General features: G+C 70.4%; 16 protein-coding genes. 8 read left to right on the top strand and 8 right to left on the bottom strand.

Annotated features, from left to right (window positions below):
- Nucleotides 1–29 precede the first annotated feature (29 nt).
- On the top strand, nt 30–2,300 hold the full coding sequence (locus tag VH112_09565) for an arylsulfatase (protein HEX4540481.1): 2,271 nt from the start codon (nt 30–32) through the stop codon (nt 2,298–2,300).
- A gap of 121 nt (nt 2,301–2,421) precedes the next feature.
- Complete coding sequence (locus VH112_09560; protein ID HEX4540480.1) at nt 2,422–3,090, top strand: response regulator transcription factor; 669 nt, start codon at nt 2,422–2,424, stop codon at nt 3,088–3,090.
- A gap of 6 nt (nt 3,091–3,096) precedes the next feature.
- Here the strand turns inward: VH112_09560 and VH112_09555 are convergent, their stop codons facing one another.
- Both VH112_09555 and VH112_09550 read right to left on the bottom strand, forming a co-directional pair.
- Nucleotides 3,097–4,272, bottom strand: coding sequence for a YbhN family protein (locus VH112_09555; protein HEX4540479.1), 1,176 nt, complete (start codon nt 4,270–4,272; stop codon nt 3,097–3,099).
- A gap of 65 nt (nt 4,273–4,337) precedes the next feature.
- Complete coding sequence (locus tag VH112_09550) at nt 4,338–4,634, bottom strand: UBP-type zinc finger domain-containing protein (protein ID HEX4540478.1); 297 nt, start codon at nt 4,632–4,634, stop codon at nt 4,338–4,340.
- Nucleotides 4,635–4,720: 86 nt separating this feature from the next.
- On the opposite strand from VH112_09550, the gene VH112_09545 reads away from it, so the two are divergent.
- The gene (locus tag VH112_09545) at nt 4,721–5,128 is read left to right on the top strand and encodes a nuclear transport factor 2 family protein (protein HEX4540477.1); all 408 of its coding nucleotides are present in this window, start codon (nt 4,721–4,723) and stop codon (nt 5,126–5,128) included.
- A 17-nt stretch (nt 5,129–5,145) separates the two neighbouring features.
- On the opposite strand, the gene VH112_09540 is transcribed toward VH112_09545, so the two are convergent.
- Together VH112_09540 and VH112_09535 are read right to left on the bottom strand one after the other, a co-directional pair.
- Nucleotides 5,146–7,353: an MMPL family transporter gene (locus tag VH112_09540; GenBank protein HEX4540476.1), complete on the bottom strand. Its 2,208-nt coding sequence runs from the start codon at nt 7,351–7,353 to the stop codon at nt 5,146–5,148.
- 34 nt (nt 7,354–7,387) lie between these two features.
- Nucleotides 7,388–9,019 carry an MFS transporter gene (locus VH112_09535; protein ID HEX4540475.1) on the bottom strand — a complete coding sequence of 544 codons (1,632 nt, stop codon included), beginning with the start codon at nt 9,017–9,019 and terminating at the stop codon, nt 7,388–7,390.
- A 119-nt stretch (nt 9,020–9,138) separates the two neighbouring features.
- Between VH112_09535 and VH112_09530 the strand changes: the two genes are divergently transcribed.
- The 4 genes from VH112_09530 to VH112_09515 all read left to right on the top strand — a co-directional run bounded on the left by VH112_09530 (nt 9,139) and on the right by VH112_09515 (nt 13,333).
- Nucleotides 9,139–9,771 (top strand): helix-turn-helix domain-containing protein, encoded by a 633-nt coding sequence (locus VH112_09530; GenBank protein ID HEX4540474.1) that lies wholly within the window; start codon nt 9,139–9,141, stop codon nt 9,769–9,771.
- Nucleotides 9,772–9,820: 49 nt separating this feature from the next.
- Complete coding sequence (locus VH112_09525) at nt 9,821–10,624, top strand: adenylate/guanylate cyclase domain-containing protein (protein ID HEX4540473.1); 804 nt, start codon at nt 9,821–9,823, stop codon at nt 10,622–10,624.
- A gap of 73 nt (nt 10,625–10,697) precedes the next feature.
- Nucleotides 10,698–12,785, top strand: a complete 2,088-nt coding sequence (locus VH112_09520) for an ATP-dependent helicase (protein HEX4540472.1) — start codon at nt 10,698–10,700, stop codon at nt 12,783–12,785.
- 80 nt (nt 12,786–12,865) lie between these two features.
- Nucleotides 12,866–13,333: a VOC family protein gene (locus tag VH112_09515; GenBank protein HEX4540471.1), complete on the top strand. Its 468-nt coding sequence runs from the start codon at nt 12,866–12,868 to the stop codon at nt 13,331–13,333.
- Between the two features lie 5 nt (nt 13,334–13,338).
- Here the strand turns inward: VH112_09515 and VH112_09510 are convergent, their stop codons facing one another.
- The 3 genes from VH112_09510 to VH112_09500 all read right to left on the bottom strand — a co-directional run bounded on the left by VH112_09510 (nt 13,339) and on the right by VH112_09500 (nt 15,595).
- Nucleotides 13,339–14,478: an epoxide hydrolase gene (locus VH112_09510; GenBank protein HEX4540470.1), complete on the bottom strand. Its 1,140-nt coding sequence runs from the start codon at nt 14,476–14,478 to the stop codon at nt 13,339–13,341.
- Nucleotides 14,475–14,891 (bottom strand): PaaI family thioesterase, encoded by a 417-nt coding sequence (locus tag VH112_09505; GenBank protein ID HEX4540469.1) that lies wholly within the window; start codon nt 14,889–14,891, stop codon nt 14,475–14,477. The genes VH112_09510 and VH112_09505 overlap by 4 nt, the downstream gene beginning before the upstream one ends.
- A gap of 65 nt (nt 14,892–14,956) precedes the next feature.
- A complete protein-coding gene (locus tag VH112_09500; protein ID HEX4540468.1) occupies nt 14,957–15,595 on the bottom strand; it encodes a helix-turn-helix domain-containing protein in 639 nt (212 codons plus the stop codon).
- 59 nt (nt 15,596–15,654) lie between these two features.
- On the opposite strand from VH112_09500, the gene VH112_09495 reads away from it, so the two are divergent.
- Entirely contained in the window at nt 15,655–17,220 is a 1,566-nt protein-coding gene (locus tag VH112_09495; protein ID HEX4540467.1) for an MFS transporter, read from the top strand.
- Nucleotides 17,221–17,225: 5 nt separating this feature from the next.
- On the opposite strand, the gene VH112_09490 is transcribed toward VH112_09495, so the two are convergent.
- Nucleotides 17,226–17,426: a hypothetical protein gene (locus VH112_09490; GenBank protein HEX4540466.1), complete on the bottom strand. Its 201-nt coding sequence runs from the start codon at nt 17,424–17,426 to the stop codon at nt 17,226–17,228.
- Nucleotides 17,427–17,437: the final 11 nt, after the last annotated feature.

Here is a 17,437-nt window from a genome sequence, read left to right as displayed (position 1 = left end):
CGTTCGGACGAACAGGGGGTGCGGCATCCGTGGAGCCAGGGGAGTTCAGAGGTGTCATCGGCCGCGACTATGCGGAGTCGACGGCGTGGTGGCCACAGCCGGTGCGGGCGCCCGAGGGCGCGCCCAACATCGCCTTCATCGTCCTCGACGACGTCGGGTTTGCCCAGCTCGGCTGCTTCGGCTCCGACATCGACACACCGGTCCTCGACGGGCTCGCCGCCCGAGGGCTCCGGTACACGAACTTCCACACCACCGCCTTGTGCTCGCCGACGCGAGCGTGCCTGCTCACCGGGCGCAACCACCACGTCAACGGCATGGGCCGGATCATCGAGCTGGCGACCGGCTTCCCTGGCTACGACGCCCGCATCCCCGCCGCCAACCGGTTCCTGCCGGAGATGCTCGTCCCGCACGGCTACGCCGCGTACGGGGTGGGGAAGTGGCACCTCACACCCGAAGAGGAGTGCCACCCCGCCGCGCCCCGCCACCGCTGGCCGTTGGCGCGGGGGTTCGAGCGCTTCTACGGCTTTTTCGGCGGTGAGACGCATCAGTTCGTACCGGCGCTGGTCTCCGACAACCACCATGTCCGGCCGGGAAGGAGTCCCGAGGAGGGTTACCACCTGACCGAAGACCTGGCGGACCACGCCATCGAGGTCGTCCGGGACCTGCGGGCCACGGACCCTGACAAGCCGTTCCTCCTGTACTTCTGCACCGGCGCCTGCCACTCGCCGCACCAGGCGCCGCCGGAGTGGATCGAGCGCTACCGCGGCGCGTTCGATTCGGGATGGGACGCCTGGCGTGCCGCCACGCTGGCCCGCCAGGTCGAAGCCGGCATCCTGTCGGAGGGGACCGAGCTCTCGCCGCGTCCGGACTGGGTACCGGCCTGGGACTCGCTCTCGGCGTCGGAGCGCCGGCTGTATGCCCGCTACATGGAGGCCTTCGCCGGGTTCTTGTCCCACACGGACCATCACGTCGGGCGGCTGCTGGGATATCTCGACGAGATCGGCGATCTGGACAACACCATCGTCTTCGTGCTCTCGGACAACGGGGCCAGCTCGGAGGGTGGCCCGACCGGGTCAGTGAACGACCTGCGGCTTTGGAACATGGCTCCCCGCGACGTGGACGAAGCCCTGGAGCGGATCGACGAGATCGGCGGGCCGTACTGCCACAACAACTATCCGTGGGGATGGACCGTGGCCGGCAACACGCCGTTCCGACGGTGGAAGCGCGAGGTGCATGAGGGTGGAGTCGCCGATCCGCTGATCGTCCACTGGCCGGCGGGCATCGGCGACAGGGGTGGTCTCCGCCGGCAGTACGTCCACGCAATCGATCTGGTGCCGACCGTGCTGGAGGCGTTGCAACTCGATACCGCCGACGCTCTCGGCCATGCCGACCAGCGCCCGCTCGATGGGATTGGGTTCTCGGACAGCTTCGGAGATGCCCGGGCGCCGGGACGCCACGAGACCCAGTACTACGAGATGTTCGGCTGCCGGGCCCTGTACCACCGCGGATGGAAGGCGGTCACGTACCACCCCATACAGGACACCAGGGTGGGCTTCGAGGACGACCACTGGGAGCTCTACCACGTCGACGAGGATCCGTCCGAGTGTCACGACCTGGCCGAGCAGCACCCGGCGAAGGTGCGCGAGCTGATCGAGCGCTGGTGGACCGAGGCCGGCCGCAACCAGGTGCTACCCCTCGACAACCGGCCCTTCTCCGAGCTGGTGTTCGAACGACCGGCCGCCGTCCAGGCGCGGTCTCACTACGTGTGCCGCCCGGGCGCGGCCGCCGTCCCCGAGACGGTTGCAGTGAACGTGCACAACCGATCCCATGCCGTCACCGCCGAGGTGGAGATCCCGTCGTGGGAGGCGGATGGCGTGCTCGTCGCCCAGGGATCGGGTCTGGGTGGATGGTCCTTCTACGTGGCCGATCGACGCCTGGCCTACGTCCACAACTTCGTCAGCCTGGAGGAGCATCGCGTGCGGTCCGACGTCGAGCTGTCCCCCGGCCGCCATCACCTTGGCTTCCAGTTCGAGCGGACGGGGGACCACGAGGGAACCGCCCGTCTGCTGGTGGACGGCGCGGTCGTCGGCGCAGGCCGAATCCCGCGCTTCACCCCGACCCGATTCTCACTGACGGGAGCCGGCCTCACGTGCGGCTACAGCGACGGGCTACCCGTCACGCGGGACTACCAGGCGCCGTTCTGGTTCACCGGCCGGATCATCCGGGCGGTCGTCGACGTCGACGGGCCCGAGTTCATCGATCCGGAGGGGGAGGCCCGCGCCGCCATCGCCAGCCAGTGAGCGCCGCCCCAATCAGGTTGGGTTCCCCGAAGGTTGGATAGAATACGCAAAAGCGACCAAATGGGAACCCGAATGGCGGGTCTGGGGAGGTAGATGGGGCGGGCATGGGGAAGGAAAACCTGTGAATGCCCGAACGCTTGTGGTCGAAGACGAGCAGGTGGTCAGGGACCTGCTCGTCGCCGTCCTGCGGGCTGAGGGCTACGAGGTCGCGGCGGCGTCCGAAGGCAACGAGGCCCTCAGGGAGGCCAAGTCGTTCGCGCCCGACCTCGCCGTCGTTGACGTGCGGCTGGGGAAGGGGCCCGACGGGTTCACCGTGGCCCGACGGCTGCGGGAGCAGTCCGACGTGGCCCTCCTGTTCCTCACCGGCGCCGACGAGCCCGACGAGCTGCGGGCCGGGTTCGAGGCGGGTGCCGACCTCTACGTCACCAAGCCCTTTTCGGTCGACGCCCTGCTCGTCCAGGTCGAGGCGGTCCTGGCCAGGAACGGCAAGTCACGAGGCGGCAAGTGGGAGGTCGGTGACCTGGTCGTTGACGAGGGCTCCCGGGTCGTGACCCGAGGTGGCCACCACCTCGACCTCACCCACGTCGAGTTCGAGCTGCTGTGCCGGCTCGTCCGGCGCCCGGGACGGGTGCTCACCACCACCCAGCTGTTGTCCGAGCTGTGGGGCTACAAGGGCTACAGCCGCAACGTGGTGGAGCGCCACGTGAGCGCCCTTCGGCGCAAGCTCGAAGAGCACGGACCGCGCCTGATCCACACCGTCCGCAGCAGCGGCTACGTGCTGCGGGGATGAAGGTCCCTACGCGGCCGGAGTGCTGCTGACGACGTCCTCGTCGTCGTCGCAGCCCCAGCACGGCTCGGGCGGGACCACACGACCCATGCCCTCCCGGGCGAGCGCGGGGTTGGCCGGGGCGGGGCCGTGGAGGTGGACGGCCCAGGGGTGCGAGCGGGTCCGGTGGCCCCGCCGCTGTGAGACCTCGATCGCCGACCACACCGCCCAGCCAACGGGAACGAGGGCCCAGAAGCTCACCAGCCGGTAGAGCAGCGTCGCCGCCACCGCCCGGTCGAGCGGCATGCCATAGGCCACGAGCAGGGCGGCCAGGCTGCCTTCGACCACGCCGAGGCCCCCAGAGGTGATGGGGAAGCTGGCCGCGATCTGGGTGAGCGCGTAGGCCACCAGGACCCCGCGCCAGGGCACACCGCCGCCGAGCGCCAGGATGCAGGCAGCCAGGGCGACGGCGTCCCAGACCCAGTTGGCCAGGGCCAGGCCGAAGGCCCCGAGCCATCCCAGCGGCGTCGGCCGCACGGTCCGGATCCGAGCCCACACGCGCCCTAGGGCGTCCTCGGCCGACTTCACCCTGGGGTGCCGGGCTTCGGCCTCCCAGAGGTGGCGGACCCTTGCCCGCAGCGCCGGCCAGCGGGCGAGCAGCACGGCCCCGATGCCGACGGCCACGGGGATGGCAGCGAGCACGGCTGCCAACGGCCGCAGATCGGCGACGGGGCCCCTCGAGCCGGCCACGAACGAACCCACCGCCACGATGACGAACAGGGCGAAGGCGGCCAGGGCGCCGGCCACCAGGATGACCCACCCCGAGAGCACCCGGTCGGCGCCCCGACGCCGGAGCTGGCCGAAGGCCCAGGTTGCCGACCACGCCGCCCCGCCGGGCAGCGTCGTACCCAAGGCGTTGCCGGCGAGGGTGATCTCGATCATTGAGCGAAGCCCCATGCGCACGCCTCCGGCCCGCAGCAGCCAGCGCTGGAGGCGGGCGAACACGACCATCGAGGCAGCCTCGGCTCCCACTGCCAGCACCAACCAACGCCAGTCGAGGCGGGAAAGGAAGTGGGATGCCGATGTCAGATCGTGGCGCTTGTCGACGAGGGCGGCGAGCGCCAGAGCCAAGACGGCGACGCCCACGAGGTTCCGGAGCAGGTGCATGCCGCGGTGCCTGGGATGCGTGGCAGCGGCGACAGCCATGTCGTTTCCAACGGAAGACTGCCCGCTCATCTTCCCTCCACCCCCCCTAGGGCCACCGGAGACCGTTACGGATGCGACGGGGCTGGAGGTGCTCCCTCGAGCATGAAGGCGAGGTCGTCCTCGTAGCACCAATACCAGTCCTCTCCTGGCTCGTAGGACCGGATGATGGGGTGGGTGATGGTCTTGTAGTGGGCGGTGGCGTGGCGACCGGGGGAGTTGTCGCAACAGCCGACGTGGCCGCAACGCTGGCAGACGCGTAGGTGGACCCAGTTCCGATCGCCGGCGGCGAGGCAATCCTCACAGCCCCACGACGACGGCTCGACTGGCTGAATCTGGTCGAGATGAGCGCATGTCTGTGGCATCCGAGCGGCTCCTGGTGCGCGGTCGTCATCGAGCGTAGTCGTGCACCCGTTTGCCACCGGCTGCGCCCTGGTCCAGGCTGGCAGTCGTGGACTGGCAGGCGTGGGCACGCAGGTTCGAAGCCGTCGACGACCTCGATTCGTGGGCGGCCCTCTTCGCCGAGGAACGGGCCTTCCGGGATCCGGTGACGCCTTGGACGTCCGACATCCACGGCGTCGCCGAGCTGACCCGGAGCATCTTTCCCGACTGGACCCAGCGCGTCGACAGCATCCGCGGCGAGGCGCGGTGGGCCGTGTTCGAGTGGACTGGTCGCGGCACCTACCGGGGGCCCGGAGCGGAGGACACCCCCGGCGTGGCCGTCGTGATGGAAGGCGCCACGATCGTCGAGGTCGACGGCTCGGGCAAGGTCACGAGCTGGCGCGACTACCTCGACACCAACGAGTCCATCCAGCAGATCCAGGCCGGGCTCGACGCGTCGTCGCCGGCGTCGTCCTGAGCCACCGGCGAGCGTGGTCATCCGCGCGCTGCGCCAGCCCCCACCAATTTCGGCTCCACCTCGTCACCCGGTTCGAGCTCGGGCTCCATCGAGATGCGCGGCAGCCGCCGGTCGAGCCAGGACGGGAACCACCAGTTGGCCCGACCGATCAGCAGCATGATCGCCGGTATGGCCACGCTGCGGATGACCACGGCGTCGACGAGGATGGCGGCAGCGAGGCCCAGTCCGAACTCCTTGATGACCCGTTCGCCCCCGAGAATGAACGATCCGAAGACCAGCACCATGATGGCGGCCGCGGCGGTGATCGTCCGTCCGGTGGCGGCGAGCCCTCGGCGCACGGCGGCGCCATTGTCGCCTGTGCGCAGCCACTCCTCGTGGATCCGGGTGACCAGGAACACCTCGTAGTCGGTCGACAAGCCGAACAGGATCGAGAACAGCATCACGGGTAGGAACGCCTCGACCGGGCCGCTGCGGCTGATCCCGACCACCGAGCCCAGCCAGCCCCACTCGAAGACGGCCGTGATGATGCCGAAGGCGGCGCCCGCCGACAACAGGTTCATGATCGCCGCCGTGACCGGGATCACCAGGCTGCGGAACACCACGACGAGCAGCAGGAAGGACAGCCCGACGATCACGCCGACGAAGATGGGGAGCTTGGATCCCAGGACATGGCTGAAGTCGGAGAAGATGGCCGTGTTGCCTCCGACGTACACCACGAGGTGGGACCCAGCCACGGCGGGCGGGATCACCTGGCTGCGGAGGTGTTGGATGAGGTCGGTCGTGGCCGCGTCCTGAGGCGCCGAGCGGGGGTAGGCGTTGACCAGCGCCACCTGGCCACCGCCCGGCGCGGGCACGAGTCGCGGCGCGCTCACCCGCGCCACACCCGGCTGGTCGCCCACGGCGGTGACGACCCTCTGGAGGGCGGCCGCCTGGCTCGGGTCGTGCACGACGCTGGTCAGCTGGAGGGGGCCGTTGAAGCCGGGCCCGAACCCGGTGGCCAGCAGGTCGTAGGCCTGACGGGTCGTCGTCGTCGTCGGGTCGTTGCCCTGGTCGGACGCGCCGAGTCGGAGCGAGAAGAAGGGCAGGGCGAGGACGACGATCACCGCGACCGCGGCCACCGCGGGCACCAGCGGCGCCCGCTCCAGGCGGGCGGACCAGCGGGCCCACCTGCTTCGGTCGCCGTCATCCACCCGTCCGGCGGTGGCCAAGGCGGCGCGCTGGCGGCGCGACAGGACACGAGGACCCATGAAGCCCAGCAGGGCCGGCAACAGCGTGAGGGATGCGGCCATCGTGAAGAGCACGCCGATGCTGGCCGCCACGGCCAACCCGTTGAGGAAGCTGATCCCGAGGGCGAACATGCCCAGCAGGGCGATGCAGACGATGACGCCGGCGAAGAGAACGGCGCGTCCCGACGTGCGGAGAGCAGTCGTGAGCGACGACTGGACGTCACGCCCGGCGAGGAGCCCCTGCCGGTGGCGGGTCACGATGAACAACGCGTAATCCACGCCGACACCGAGCCCGATGAGAAGGACGAGCTGGGACGAGAACTCGGGCATCTTGAGCACGTGGCTGAGCAACCCGATCAGCGAGATGGCCGTGCCCAGGGATACCAGGGTCGAGATCAATGGAAGGGCCATGGCGAGCAGCGAGCCGAAGACGAGGAACAGGACGACGGCGGCGGCGATGATGCCGATGCCGCTGCCGCCCAGGCCCGGGCGGTTCGCCTTCTCCGCCACCTGGCCGGACACGGCGACCTGGACGTTGCTGGCGTCGGCCGACTTGGCCACGTTGACCAGCGTGGTCGCCTCGTCGGTCGGGACGCTCTGGCCCAGCTCGTCGAAGGTGACCGTGGCGAAGGCGATCGTGCGGTTCGAGCTCACCTGGCTCGCCCCCGCGGGGCCGTAGGGGGAGACGACCGTCGTCACGTGTGGAAGCGCCGACACCCGGGCCAGCATGGCGTTCACCTGTGACTGGACGGCGGGGTCCTCGATCGTCACCCCGCCCCTGGTGCCCACCACGATCTGCTCGGTGTCGCCCGACTGTCGGGGCGACGCCGCCTTGAGCAGGTCGATTGCCTTCGTCGAGTCCGTGTGAGGAAGCGTGAAGGAGTTCGAGTACGCGCTACCGGCGGCGCTGGAGAGTCCGAAGAGGGCGACGAGGCCCAGCAGCCAGGCGGCAAGGACGATCCGCCGGTGGCGGAAGCACCAGGTGGCGATGGTGTGCACGCGTCAGTCTCCTGTTGCGACGGGGTCTAGGGGCTCAGGCGGCCGCCGCCGGCTCCGGCATGATCTCCACCGCTGACGGCGACGGGGCGGGGCTTCGGAAAGCGACGAACGCGACCAGCGCGGCCACCAGAGCCACGGCCGACCCCACCAGGAAGGCTGTCTCCAGCCCGCTGGTGAACGAGGTGAGCGAGGCGTTGGTGACTGCCCGGGTGACCGTCGGGCTGCCTGCTGCCGTGGGCACGATGCCCTGGGCCACGGCGTGGGAGGCCGAGGCCAGCTGGTGGGCCGTGGCGGTCGGCACGCCATCCGACACCAGCTTCCCGGTGAACACCGAGGCGACTCTGCTGGCCATGATCGTGCCCAGGATCGAGGTGCCCAGGACCGCCCCGATCTGGAGAGCGGTGGTCTGGACGCCGGACGCGATGCCCGCGCGGTCCCTCGGCGCGCTGCCGACGATGGCCTGGGACGCCCCCGTCTGGACCATCCCGACGGCAAGGCCCATGAGCACGAACCAGGGCCAGATGCCCAGGTAGGAGGAGCTCGGGCCGAGCTGGGACAGCCCGGCCAAGCCGCCTGCGATCAGCAAAAAGCCGGCGGTGAGGGGAAGGCGCGGGCCGATCCTGCCGACGATCGTGCCGCCGAGCGGCGCGCTCACGCCGATCACGGCCGTCAGGGCCAGCATCCTCACGCCGGCCCCGACGGGCGAGTAGCCGTGGACCCGCTGGAGGTAGAGGGTGATGTAGAAGAGCACTCCGAACAGACAGAAGGCCACGGCCACGACGAGACCGACGCCCGCGGAGAAGCGCGCCGAGCTGAACAGGTTCAGCGGGATCAGTGGCGATACCGCCACGCGTTGGCGGACGACGAAGCCGGCCAGCAGCACGGCCGCCGCAACCAGGAACGACAGCACCGCGGTGCTCCCCCATCCGTGCGTCTCGGCCTGGATGAGACCCCATATCAGGCTGAAGAGCCCTCCCGAGAGCAACAGCACGCCGGGGAGGTCGAAGCCCCGACCCGAGCTCAGGTCCTTGGAGTCTCTGATCACCCACGAACCGACGGTCACCGAGAGGGCGGCGACGGGCAGGTTCACGAAGAAGATCGCCTGCCACGAGACGTGCTCGACCAGCAGGCCGCCGATGATCGGCCCCGAGGCGATGGCCACTGAGGATGCACCGGCCCAGAAGCCGACCGCCTGGGCGAGGCGCTCAGCGGGGAACGTCGCCCGCAGGATGGCCAGGGTCTGCGGCAACAGCATGGCCCCGAAGAGCCCCTGGACGACGCGAAAGGCGACCAGCTGGCTGAGCGAGGCGGACAGGCCGCAGGCCAGGGAGGCGAGGGCGAACCCAGCCGTTCCGATCAGGAATATTCGCTTGCGCCCGAACCGGTCGCCCAGCTTGCCCCCGGTGATCAGTCCCGTCGCCACGGCGAGGAGGTAGGCGTTGGTCACCCACTGGAGCCCGCCCAGGCTGGCGCCGAAGTGACGGCCGATCGTCGGGTTGGCGACGGCGACGATCGTGTTGTCGAGGCCGACCATCATCAAGCCGAACGAGACCGCCACGAGGGTGAGCCACGGATGGCCGTAGCCCCGACGCGCCGGCCGCGGAGCCGCCTCTCCACCATCGAGCACGGCCAGAGGAGCGGGCCCATTGGTCGTTCGGTCCGTCACGTGCGCACCCCTCGCTGCCCCTGTCATACAATCGGAGACGTGGTTCCGTTTGGCAACATACGGAGCGTTGGTTCCGGTCGTCAAGGGATTTGGGCGTGACACATGTAACAGCGGGTCGGATGCGCTCCGACGCCCGCCGCAACCGGGAGCGAGTGCTCGAAGCCGCTGAGGACCTCTTCGGCGAGATCGGGCTGAAGGCGCAGATGGACGACGTCGCCGAGCGGGCCGGTGTCGGTGTGGGCACCGTCTACCGCCACTTCCCGACCAAACGGGCGTTGCTCGAGGCCGTCATCACCCTGCGGGCCGAGTCGATGCTGCGCGACGTACAGGCCGCCGCCAGCGACCCGGATCCGGGCAGGGCGCTTCGCCGGTACGCGTCGGCCATGGCCGATCAGCAAGCCCGCAATCGGGCGCTGGCCGAAGAGATGGCGTCCGAGTTCGACCCGCCGGCGGTGCTGGGGCGCATCAAGGAGTCGCTCCGCCAGACGGTGACCGAGCTCGTCACCCGCGCCCAAGCGGCAGGGGCGATCAGGTCCGACATCGGTCCTTCGGACATGGCCATGCTGTTCTCCGGCATCGCGCACGCAGTGGAGCTCGCTGGCGACCTCGGGCCGACCCTCCGCAAGCGCTACCTCACGATCGTCCTCGACGGGCTGCGCCCCGCCCAGGCCTCGCCCCTCCCGGGTCGGCCCCTCGACTTCGCCGAGCTCCATCGCCTCGTGCACAAGCACCGGCCCTGCGAGCGCGACTGATCCCGGCCGGACCGTCAAGCGGGACGGGCCCGAGCCGTAGGCTGCGGTCATGGCCAAGCCGACCCGCGCCGCCAGGGCCACGGCCGTCACCACCGTCCAGGCGTTGCGCAGGGCCGTTTCCCGGAAGGCCGCCGACCTCATCCGCAGCGACCCGGAGACAGCGGCCACCGCCCTCGAGGTGGGCCTGGTCGACCGGCAGTGGCTGGACGACCCCGAGGCCCACCCCATCAGCTCGGGGACGCCGACAGGGGTCCTGGAGCGCTTTCTCGAGCGTTCAGTGGAGCAGCGACCGTCGCGGCTGGCGGAGCTGGGCCTGAGCGCCGTGCAGCTGCTCTCGTCGACCGAGGGCCAAGTCGACGGCGAGTCCCGGCCGGTGACCGTGGTGTTCACCGACCTCGAGGGATTCACGGCCTTCACCGCCGAGCACGGCGACGCCGCCGCATCGGCGCTCGTGCAGGATCACCGTCGCGCCGTGGGGCCGATCGTGCGGAGCTGGCACGGCCGGGTGGTCAAGCAGCTCGGCGACGGTTTCCTGTTGTCGTTCGACGAGCCCAAGCCGGGTGTCCTCGCTGCGCTCGAGTTGCTGGGGACCGACACGGCCCCGTTGCGCCTCAGGGCCGGCGTGCACGTCGGCGAGGCGGTGGTGAGCCGCACCGATCTGGTCGGTCATGCCGTCAACGTGGCCGCTCGCGTCACCGAGGCCGCCAGAGGCGGCCAGGCGCTGGCGACCACCGATGTGCGCGACGCCGTCGGCGGAGCGCCGGGCGTTCGGTTCGGTCGGGCCCGCACCCACCGGCTGAAGGGCGTGTCCGAGCGCATCGGGCTCTGCAGCGTCTCGCTCGCCGGCGGCTGACGCCGATCGGGCGACGAGCCGGCCTGCCGGGTCGCGCTGGACCGCACCTCGTCGGGCATGGGAACATACGTTCGTGACGTGGGAGCTCAATCCCCAGCAGCGACGATCCGTCGAGCACGACGACCGCCCGCTCCTGGTGCTGGCGGGGGCCGGGACGGGCAAGACGGCGACGCTGGCTGCTCGCCTGGCCCACCTTCTGGAGCGGGGAGCCCAGCCCGAGCGGGTGTGCCTGGTCACCTTCTCCCGTCGGGCGGCGGCGGAGATGCGCACCCGGGCGGGGCACATGGTCGATCCGGCGCTCGCCGCCCGGGTCGTGGGCGGCACGTTCCACTCCGTCGCGCAACGGCTGCTCCGTCATCATGGGCGGCTGATCGGGCTCGACCCGAGCTTCAGCGTGCTCGACGCCGCCGACAGCACCGAGCTGATCGGCCTCGTCAGGAGCGAGTCCGACGTGTGCGGTCGTGACGGCGCCCGCTTTCCCCGCAAGGAGACGCTCGCCGCCATCCTCAGCCGCGTAGCCAACGCCCAGGTCCGCCTGTCGGAGGTCGTGGCCCGGTCCTTTCCGTGGTGCAGCCGGGACATCGACGCCATGCGGGCCGTCTTCGCCGCCTACACCAGCCGCAAGCGGGCGCAGCAGCTGTGCGATTTCGACGACCTGCTGCTGCTGGTCCGGGCTCTTGGCGGCTCCGAGGTGGGTCGAGGCATGTTGTCGGGGCTGTTCGACCACGTGCTCGTGGACGAGTACCAGGACGTGAACCCCCTCCAGGCGGACCTGGTGGACCTGCTCCGGCCCGGTGGCTGCGGGGTGACGGCGGTGGGCGACGACGCCCAGGCCATCTACGGATTCCGGGCCGCCTCGACCGTCGCCATCCTCGACTTTCCGCGCCGGTACGCCGATGCCGCGGTCGTGAGGCTCGAGCACAACTACCGCTCCACCACGCCGATCCTGGCCGTGGCCAACCAGGTGATGGCCGACGAGCCTGGCGGGACGGTCAAGGCCCTGTGGTCAGAACGGCCCGGGCGGCGGCGACCGCTGCTGCGGAGCTGCGCCGACGAGGCGACGCAGGCCGAGGCGGTGTGCGCCTCCGTGCTGGCTCATCGCGAGGACGGAGTGGCGCTGCGGTCGCAGGCGGTGCTGTTCCGAGCCGGTCACCACTCCACGACGCTCGAGGTGGCGCTCGGGCGGCGACGGATCCCGTACGTCAAGTACGGGGGGCTGCGGTTCGTGGAGGCTGCCCACGTCAAGGACCTGCTGGCGTTGCTCCGCCTGCTCGACAACCCGTGGGACGAGATGGCCTGGTTCCGCGTCCTGCGGCTGCTCGAAGGAGTTGGTCCGGCTACCGCGGGACGGGTGCTCGGCCAGCTCGGAGTGCGTCGTCCCGACGCGACATCCGATGTCGGGCCGGTGACCGACCCAGGGGCCGCGTCGCCGCTCACCCGGCTCCTGGCTGCCGCGCCGGCTGTCCCTGGGCCGGCACGCGAGGACCTCGCCGGGCTGCGGGCAGCACTCGCCGAGTGCAGCGGCGCGGCCCCGGCGGTGGACACGGCGCCTCCGGTCGGGGCTCAGGTCGACCGGCTCCGACAGTGGCTCGGTCCCGTGGTCCTGCGCCGTTACGACGCTCCCGCCGCCCGCTGCAGCGACCTCGAACGGCTGGCCGAGCAGGGAGCCGCGGCGTCGAGCCGCACCGGGTTCGTCTCCGACCTGACCCTCGATCCGCCTGTCGTGACCGGTGATCTGGCCGGCCCCCCGTCGCTGGACGACGACTGGCTCGTGCTCTCCACCGTCCATTCGGCCAAGGGTGGCGAGTGGGACGTGGTGCACGTGATCCACGCCGCCGACGGCATGTTCCCGTCCGACCTCGCCACCGGCGACGAGGCGGCGCTGGCCGAGGAGCGGCGGCTCTTCTACGTCGCTGTGACGCGAGCGCGGAACGCGCTGGAGGTCAGCATGCCGCTCCGGTACCACCGCCATCGCCATGGGCTCGACGACCGCCACGGCTACGCGCCGGTGAGCCGCTTCCTCAGCCCCGCCGTGCAGTCGCTCATGGATGCCGAGTCAGCCGTGCCGTCCTCGGACGTCGTGCCCGCCGGCGCTGTCGTCTCTGGCCCCGCCGGGGGCGTGGCGGCGGTCGACCGCCTGCTCGCCGAGCTGTGGTCCTGAGGACGGAAATCTGGGCCTTGTCGATCGCGCCCGGGGCCGCTAGGTTGCAAACGTACGTTCGGAGCGACGAGGAGGACACCATGGCGGAGGTCAAGCCAATCCCTGAGGGGTACCCGCAGGTCATCCCCTACCTCGCTGTCGATGGCGCAGCGGCAGCGATCGACTTCTATGGCAGGGTGCTGGGCACGACCGAGCGGATGCGCATGCCGGCGCCGGACGGCAAGGTCGGGCACGCCGAGCTCCAGCTCGGTGACTCCATCATCATGCTCGCCGACGAGTTCCCCGAGATGGGCAACCGCGGCCCCAAGAGCGTCGGTGGCAGCCCGGTCACCATCAGCGTCTACGTCGAGGACGTCGATACCGTCTTCGACAAGGCGATCAAGGGGGGCGCCACGAGCCTACGGGCCGTGGAGAACCAGTTCTACGGCGACCGGAGCGGCCAGTTCGAGGACCCCTTCGGGCACAGGTGGAGTGTGGCGACCCACGTCGAGGACGTGCCGCCCGAGGAGATGGGCAAGCGCGCCGCCGAGGCCATGAGCGGCGGGTAACCGCGCTAGCGCACGAGGCGGAAGAAGGCGCGCAGCTCGTCGACGAATGTCTCCGGCTGCTCGAAGGCGGCGAAGTGGCCGCCCTTGTCGAGCTCGTTCCAGTGTCGGACGTCCGAGAAGCGCTGTTCGACCCAGCGGCGGGAGGACCGGATGATCTCCTTCGGGAAGATCGAGCACCCCGTGGGCACGGCGACGGGCTCCCGGTCGAAGTGACGGAAGCTCTCCCAATAAAGTCGGCCCGACGAGGCGCCGGTGCCCGGGATCCAATAGAGCATCACGTTGTCGAGGAGCTCATCCCGACTGAGCACGTTCAGCGGATCGCCCTCACAGTCCGTCCACGACCAGAACTTCTCGACGATCCAGGCGCACTCTCCCGCTGGTGAGTCGACCAGGCCGTAGCCCAGCGTCTGCGGCCTGGTCGACTGCTGCTTCGAGTAGCCGCTGTCCCACTGGTCGTAGTGCGTCAAGGCGGCGAGGGCAGCCTGCTCGCCCTCGCTCAGCTCGCCCATGGTGGCGGGGTCGGGCAGTGCCACCGGCATGTTGAGGTGGATGCCCGCGAGGTGCTCGACATCCTGGTGGCCCATGCTCGTGGTGACGGCCGCTCCCCAGTCGCCGCCCTGGGCGCCATAGCGCCGGTACCCGAGTCGTGCCATCAGGTCCGCCCACGCCCGGGCGATGCGGTCCACGCCCCAACCGGGGCGGGCGGGCTTGTCGCTGAACCCGTATCCAGGAAGCGACGGGCACACGACATGGAAGGCGTCGGCCGGGTCGCCACCGTGCGCCGCCGGGTCGGCCAGCGGACCGATCACCTTGTGGAACTCGACGATCGAGCCCGGCCAGCCGTGGGTGATGACCAGCGGCAGGGCGTCCTGCTGCGGCGAGCGAACGTGGACGAAGTGGATGCCGAGCCCGTCGATGGTGGTCCGGAACTGCGCGAAGGCGTTCAGGCGGGCTTCCGACTGTCGCCAGTCGTACCCGTCGGCCCAGTAGCGGCACAGGTCCTTCAGGTAGGCGAGGGGCATCCCCTGGGACCAGTCGTCGACCGTCTCCGCTTCAGGCCACCGTGTCCGCCGCAGCCGCTCGTCCAGGTCAGCGAGGACGGCGTCGGGCACATTGATGCGGAACGGCGTGATCTCTCTGATCATGCCGGACGCAGCACGGCCTGCGACTGGGTCACCCGGGCCACGCGTCGATCCTCGGCGTCGGTCACATCTGTCTCGATGACTATCACCGTCCGGCCTGCGTGCAGTGGGTGGGACTCGGCCTCGATGTGGCCGCCGCGCACGGCCCGGAGAAAGTTGGTCGTGGATTGGATGGTCGTCGTCCCGTTGGCGCCTTCGGGCAGGTTGAGGAACGCGCATACCCCGCCTGTGCTGTCGGCGAGCGCCATGATGACGCCGCCGTGGAGGACGCCACCGCTCGTGCACAGCGACTCCGCCCAGCTCAGCCGAGCCCGTACCGCGCTCGGGGTGTTCACGAGAGTCTCGATCCCCAGTGTCTTGGCCAGGGGCATGACCTGCTCGAGGGAGTCTCCTGGGAGCTCACCGGCGCTCGCCACGGCGCTGACCACCTTCCCGGTCGCGTACGGAGTGCCCGTGTTCTAGCGGGCGCGCCGAAGTCGGTTCAAGCTAGCCCGAAGCCCTGGCGGAGCCGGGCGAGGGCGTCGCCGTCGCCGTCGATCGTCACCTTGCGCCCCTGCCGGCTGCCGGGCTCGAGGAACCCCATCACGACACCCAGGACAGCGTCGGGCGGACCGCGCAGGATGGCGTCGGGCTCCGGCGCGGTGCCCGTGCGGGCCCGGACGTGTCCGCCGCTCGCCTCGATCACGAGCGGTTCGTCGCCCGTATCCACCTGGACGACGACGTCGGGCGTCTCGGCCCCTGCGCGGTTCAACAGTGCCTCGATGGGCTCCACCAGCCAGCGGCTCCGGAACTCGTCGTCTCCGGCCGGCTCGAGCATAAGCGGCGCTCCCCACCGCAGGAGCTGGTGGACAACGGGGCGCAGCTGCTCCCCCCGGTCGGTGAGGCGGTACAGGGTGGTGGCGACCGGCGGCTCCGGCTCCTCACGCTGCACGATGCCCTCGGCCTCCAGCTCGCGCAGCCGGTCGGCGAGCAGGTTGGTGGCGATGCCAGGAAGCCCGTCTCGCAGATCCGTGTACCGGCAGGCCCGGATGAGCAGCTCGCGGACGATCAGTAGCGTCCAGCGGTCACCGACCACGTCCAGGGCTCGGGCCAACGCGCAGAACTCTCCGTACGACCTCATGGCGCCCACGCTACCACGGTGGTTGACTTTAAGCAGCAGATACTTTACTTTCTTGTCCCATGACACGTCGTGGACCCGTGCTCCTGGCACTGCTGCTCGCCGCCTTCATCATCAACCTGGACACCACCATCGTGAACGTGGCCCTTCCGAGCCTCGTGCGCCAGCTGGGAGCCTCGACGACCGACCTCCAGTGGGTGGTCGACGCCTACAACCTGGTCTTCGCGGCGTTCGTGCTGGCTGCGGGGAGCCTGAGCGACCGGCTCGGTCGCAAGGGCATGCTCCTCAGCGGCCTGGGGCTGTTCGGCGCCGCCAGCCTGGCCGGCTCCTTCGCCACCTCGGCCGGCCAGCTCGTCGCCGCCCGGGCGGTGATGGGCGTGGGCGCCGCCCTCATCTTCCCGGCGACGCTGTCGCTCATCTCCAACGTCTTCACCGAACGCCGGGAGCGGGCCAAGGCCATCGGGCTCTGGGGCGCGACGGTCGGCGTTGGCATCGCCACGGGCCCGATCGTCGGGGGCTGGCTCCTCGAGCAGTTCTGGTGGGGGAGCGTGTTCCTCTTCATGGTCCCGATCGCAGCAGTGATCGCAGCGTTGGTCGCCGCCTTCGTGCCGCCCTCCCGTGACCCGAGCACGCCGCCGCTCGACCTTCGGGGGTTGCTGCTCTCGGCGGCCGGCATGGGAACGCTCGTGTACTCGGTCATCGAGGCTCCCAACTGGGGCTGGGGCTCCGCCCGCACCGCCGCTGGCTTCGCGGTCGGCGTGCTGCTGCTCGGCGGGTTCGCGGCCATCGAGCGCCGGATACCCCACCCGATGCTCGACGTGCGGTTGTTTCGCAATCTTCGCTTCACGGCCGCCAGCGGGTCCGTGGCGATCTGCTTCTTCGCCTTGATGGGCTTCATCTTCCTCATCACCCAGTACTTCCAGTTCGTGAAGGGCTTCACTCCCTTCACGACGGGCGTCCGCCTGCTACCTGTGGCCCTCTCCGTGGGGGCGTCCTCGGTCCTGGGCACGAGGCTCGCTGTCAGGGTGGGCAACAAGGCCATCGTCACCACGGGGATGGTGCTGTTCGGTGGCGCCCTGCTGTGGATCTCGACGGCGACGGAGGGCACCAGCTACGGGATCATCGCCGCCCAGATGCTCGTCCTGGGGACGGGGATGGGACTGACCAGCGCCCCTGCGACCGAGGCGATCATGGGTGCCGTGTCCACGGAGAAGGCCGGGGTTGGCTCGGCCGTCAACGATGCAACCCGCCTGCTGGGGGCGACGCTCGGCGTGGCCGTCATCGGCAGCGTCGCCGCCTCGCTCTACAGCTCGCGGCTGACGTCCACCTTGCCGCGCGGCCTTCCCGGTCAAGCCGTCTCGGCCGCCCAGGGCTCCGTCGGCGGCGCCGTGGAGGCGGCCCACCGCGTGGGCCAGGCAGGGCTGGCAGGGCTGGCCCACCAGCTCAACGAGGCGGGGGTGCTGGCGTTCATGCACAGCCTCGTGGGCGGTTGCCTGGTCGCCGCCGGGGTCGCCCTGGTGGGCGCCGTCGTGGCGGCCATGTGGCTGCCAGCCCGGCCTCGGGTCGAGACGGAGGACGAGGTGCCGGCGGTCGTCGGGCGCGACCTCGACGAGGTGACCGCTGGCTGATCGGATCAGCGGCCGCCGGCTTCGTAGCGTTGAGCCCGGCGGGCGAGCCGGTCCAGGAGGTCCCGGTCCTGGGCGGCAGCCCGACTGAGCGCCTCCTGCACCTCCCACTGGTCGCGGAGGACGCGAAAGCCGCCTGGTGGCTGTCGGGAGTCGTCGGGAGCGCCCACTTCCTCCGGTGCATCGTCTGGATATCTGAATAGCCGCATCGTTCACCCCT

It is taken from the genome of Acidimicrobiales bacterium, assembly GCA_036270875.1.
Taxonomy (GTDB): Bacteria; Actinomycetota; Acidimicrobiia; order Acidimicrobiales; family AC-9; genus AC-9.
This window is presented reverse-complemented; position numbering and strand designations above follow the sequence as displayed.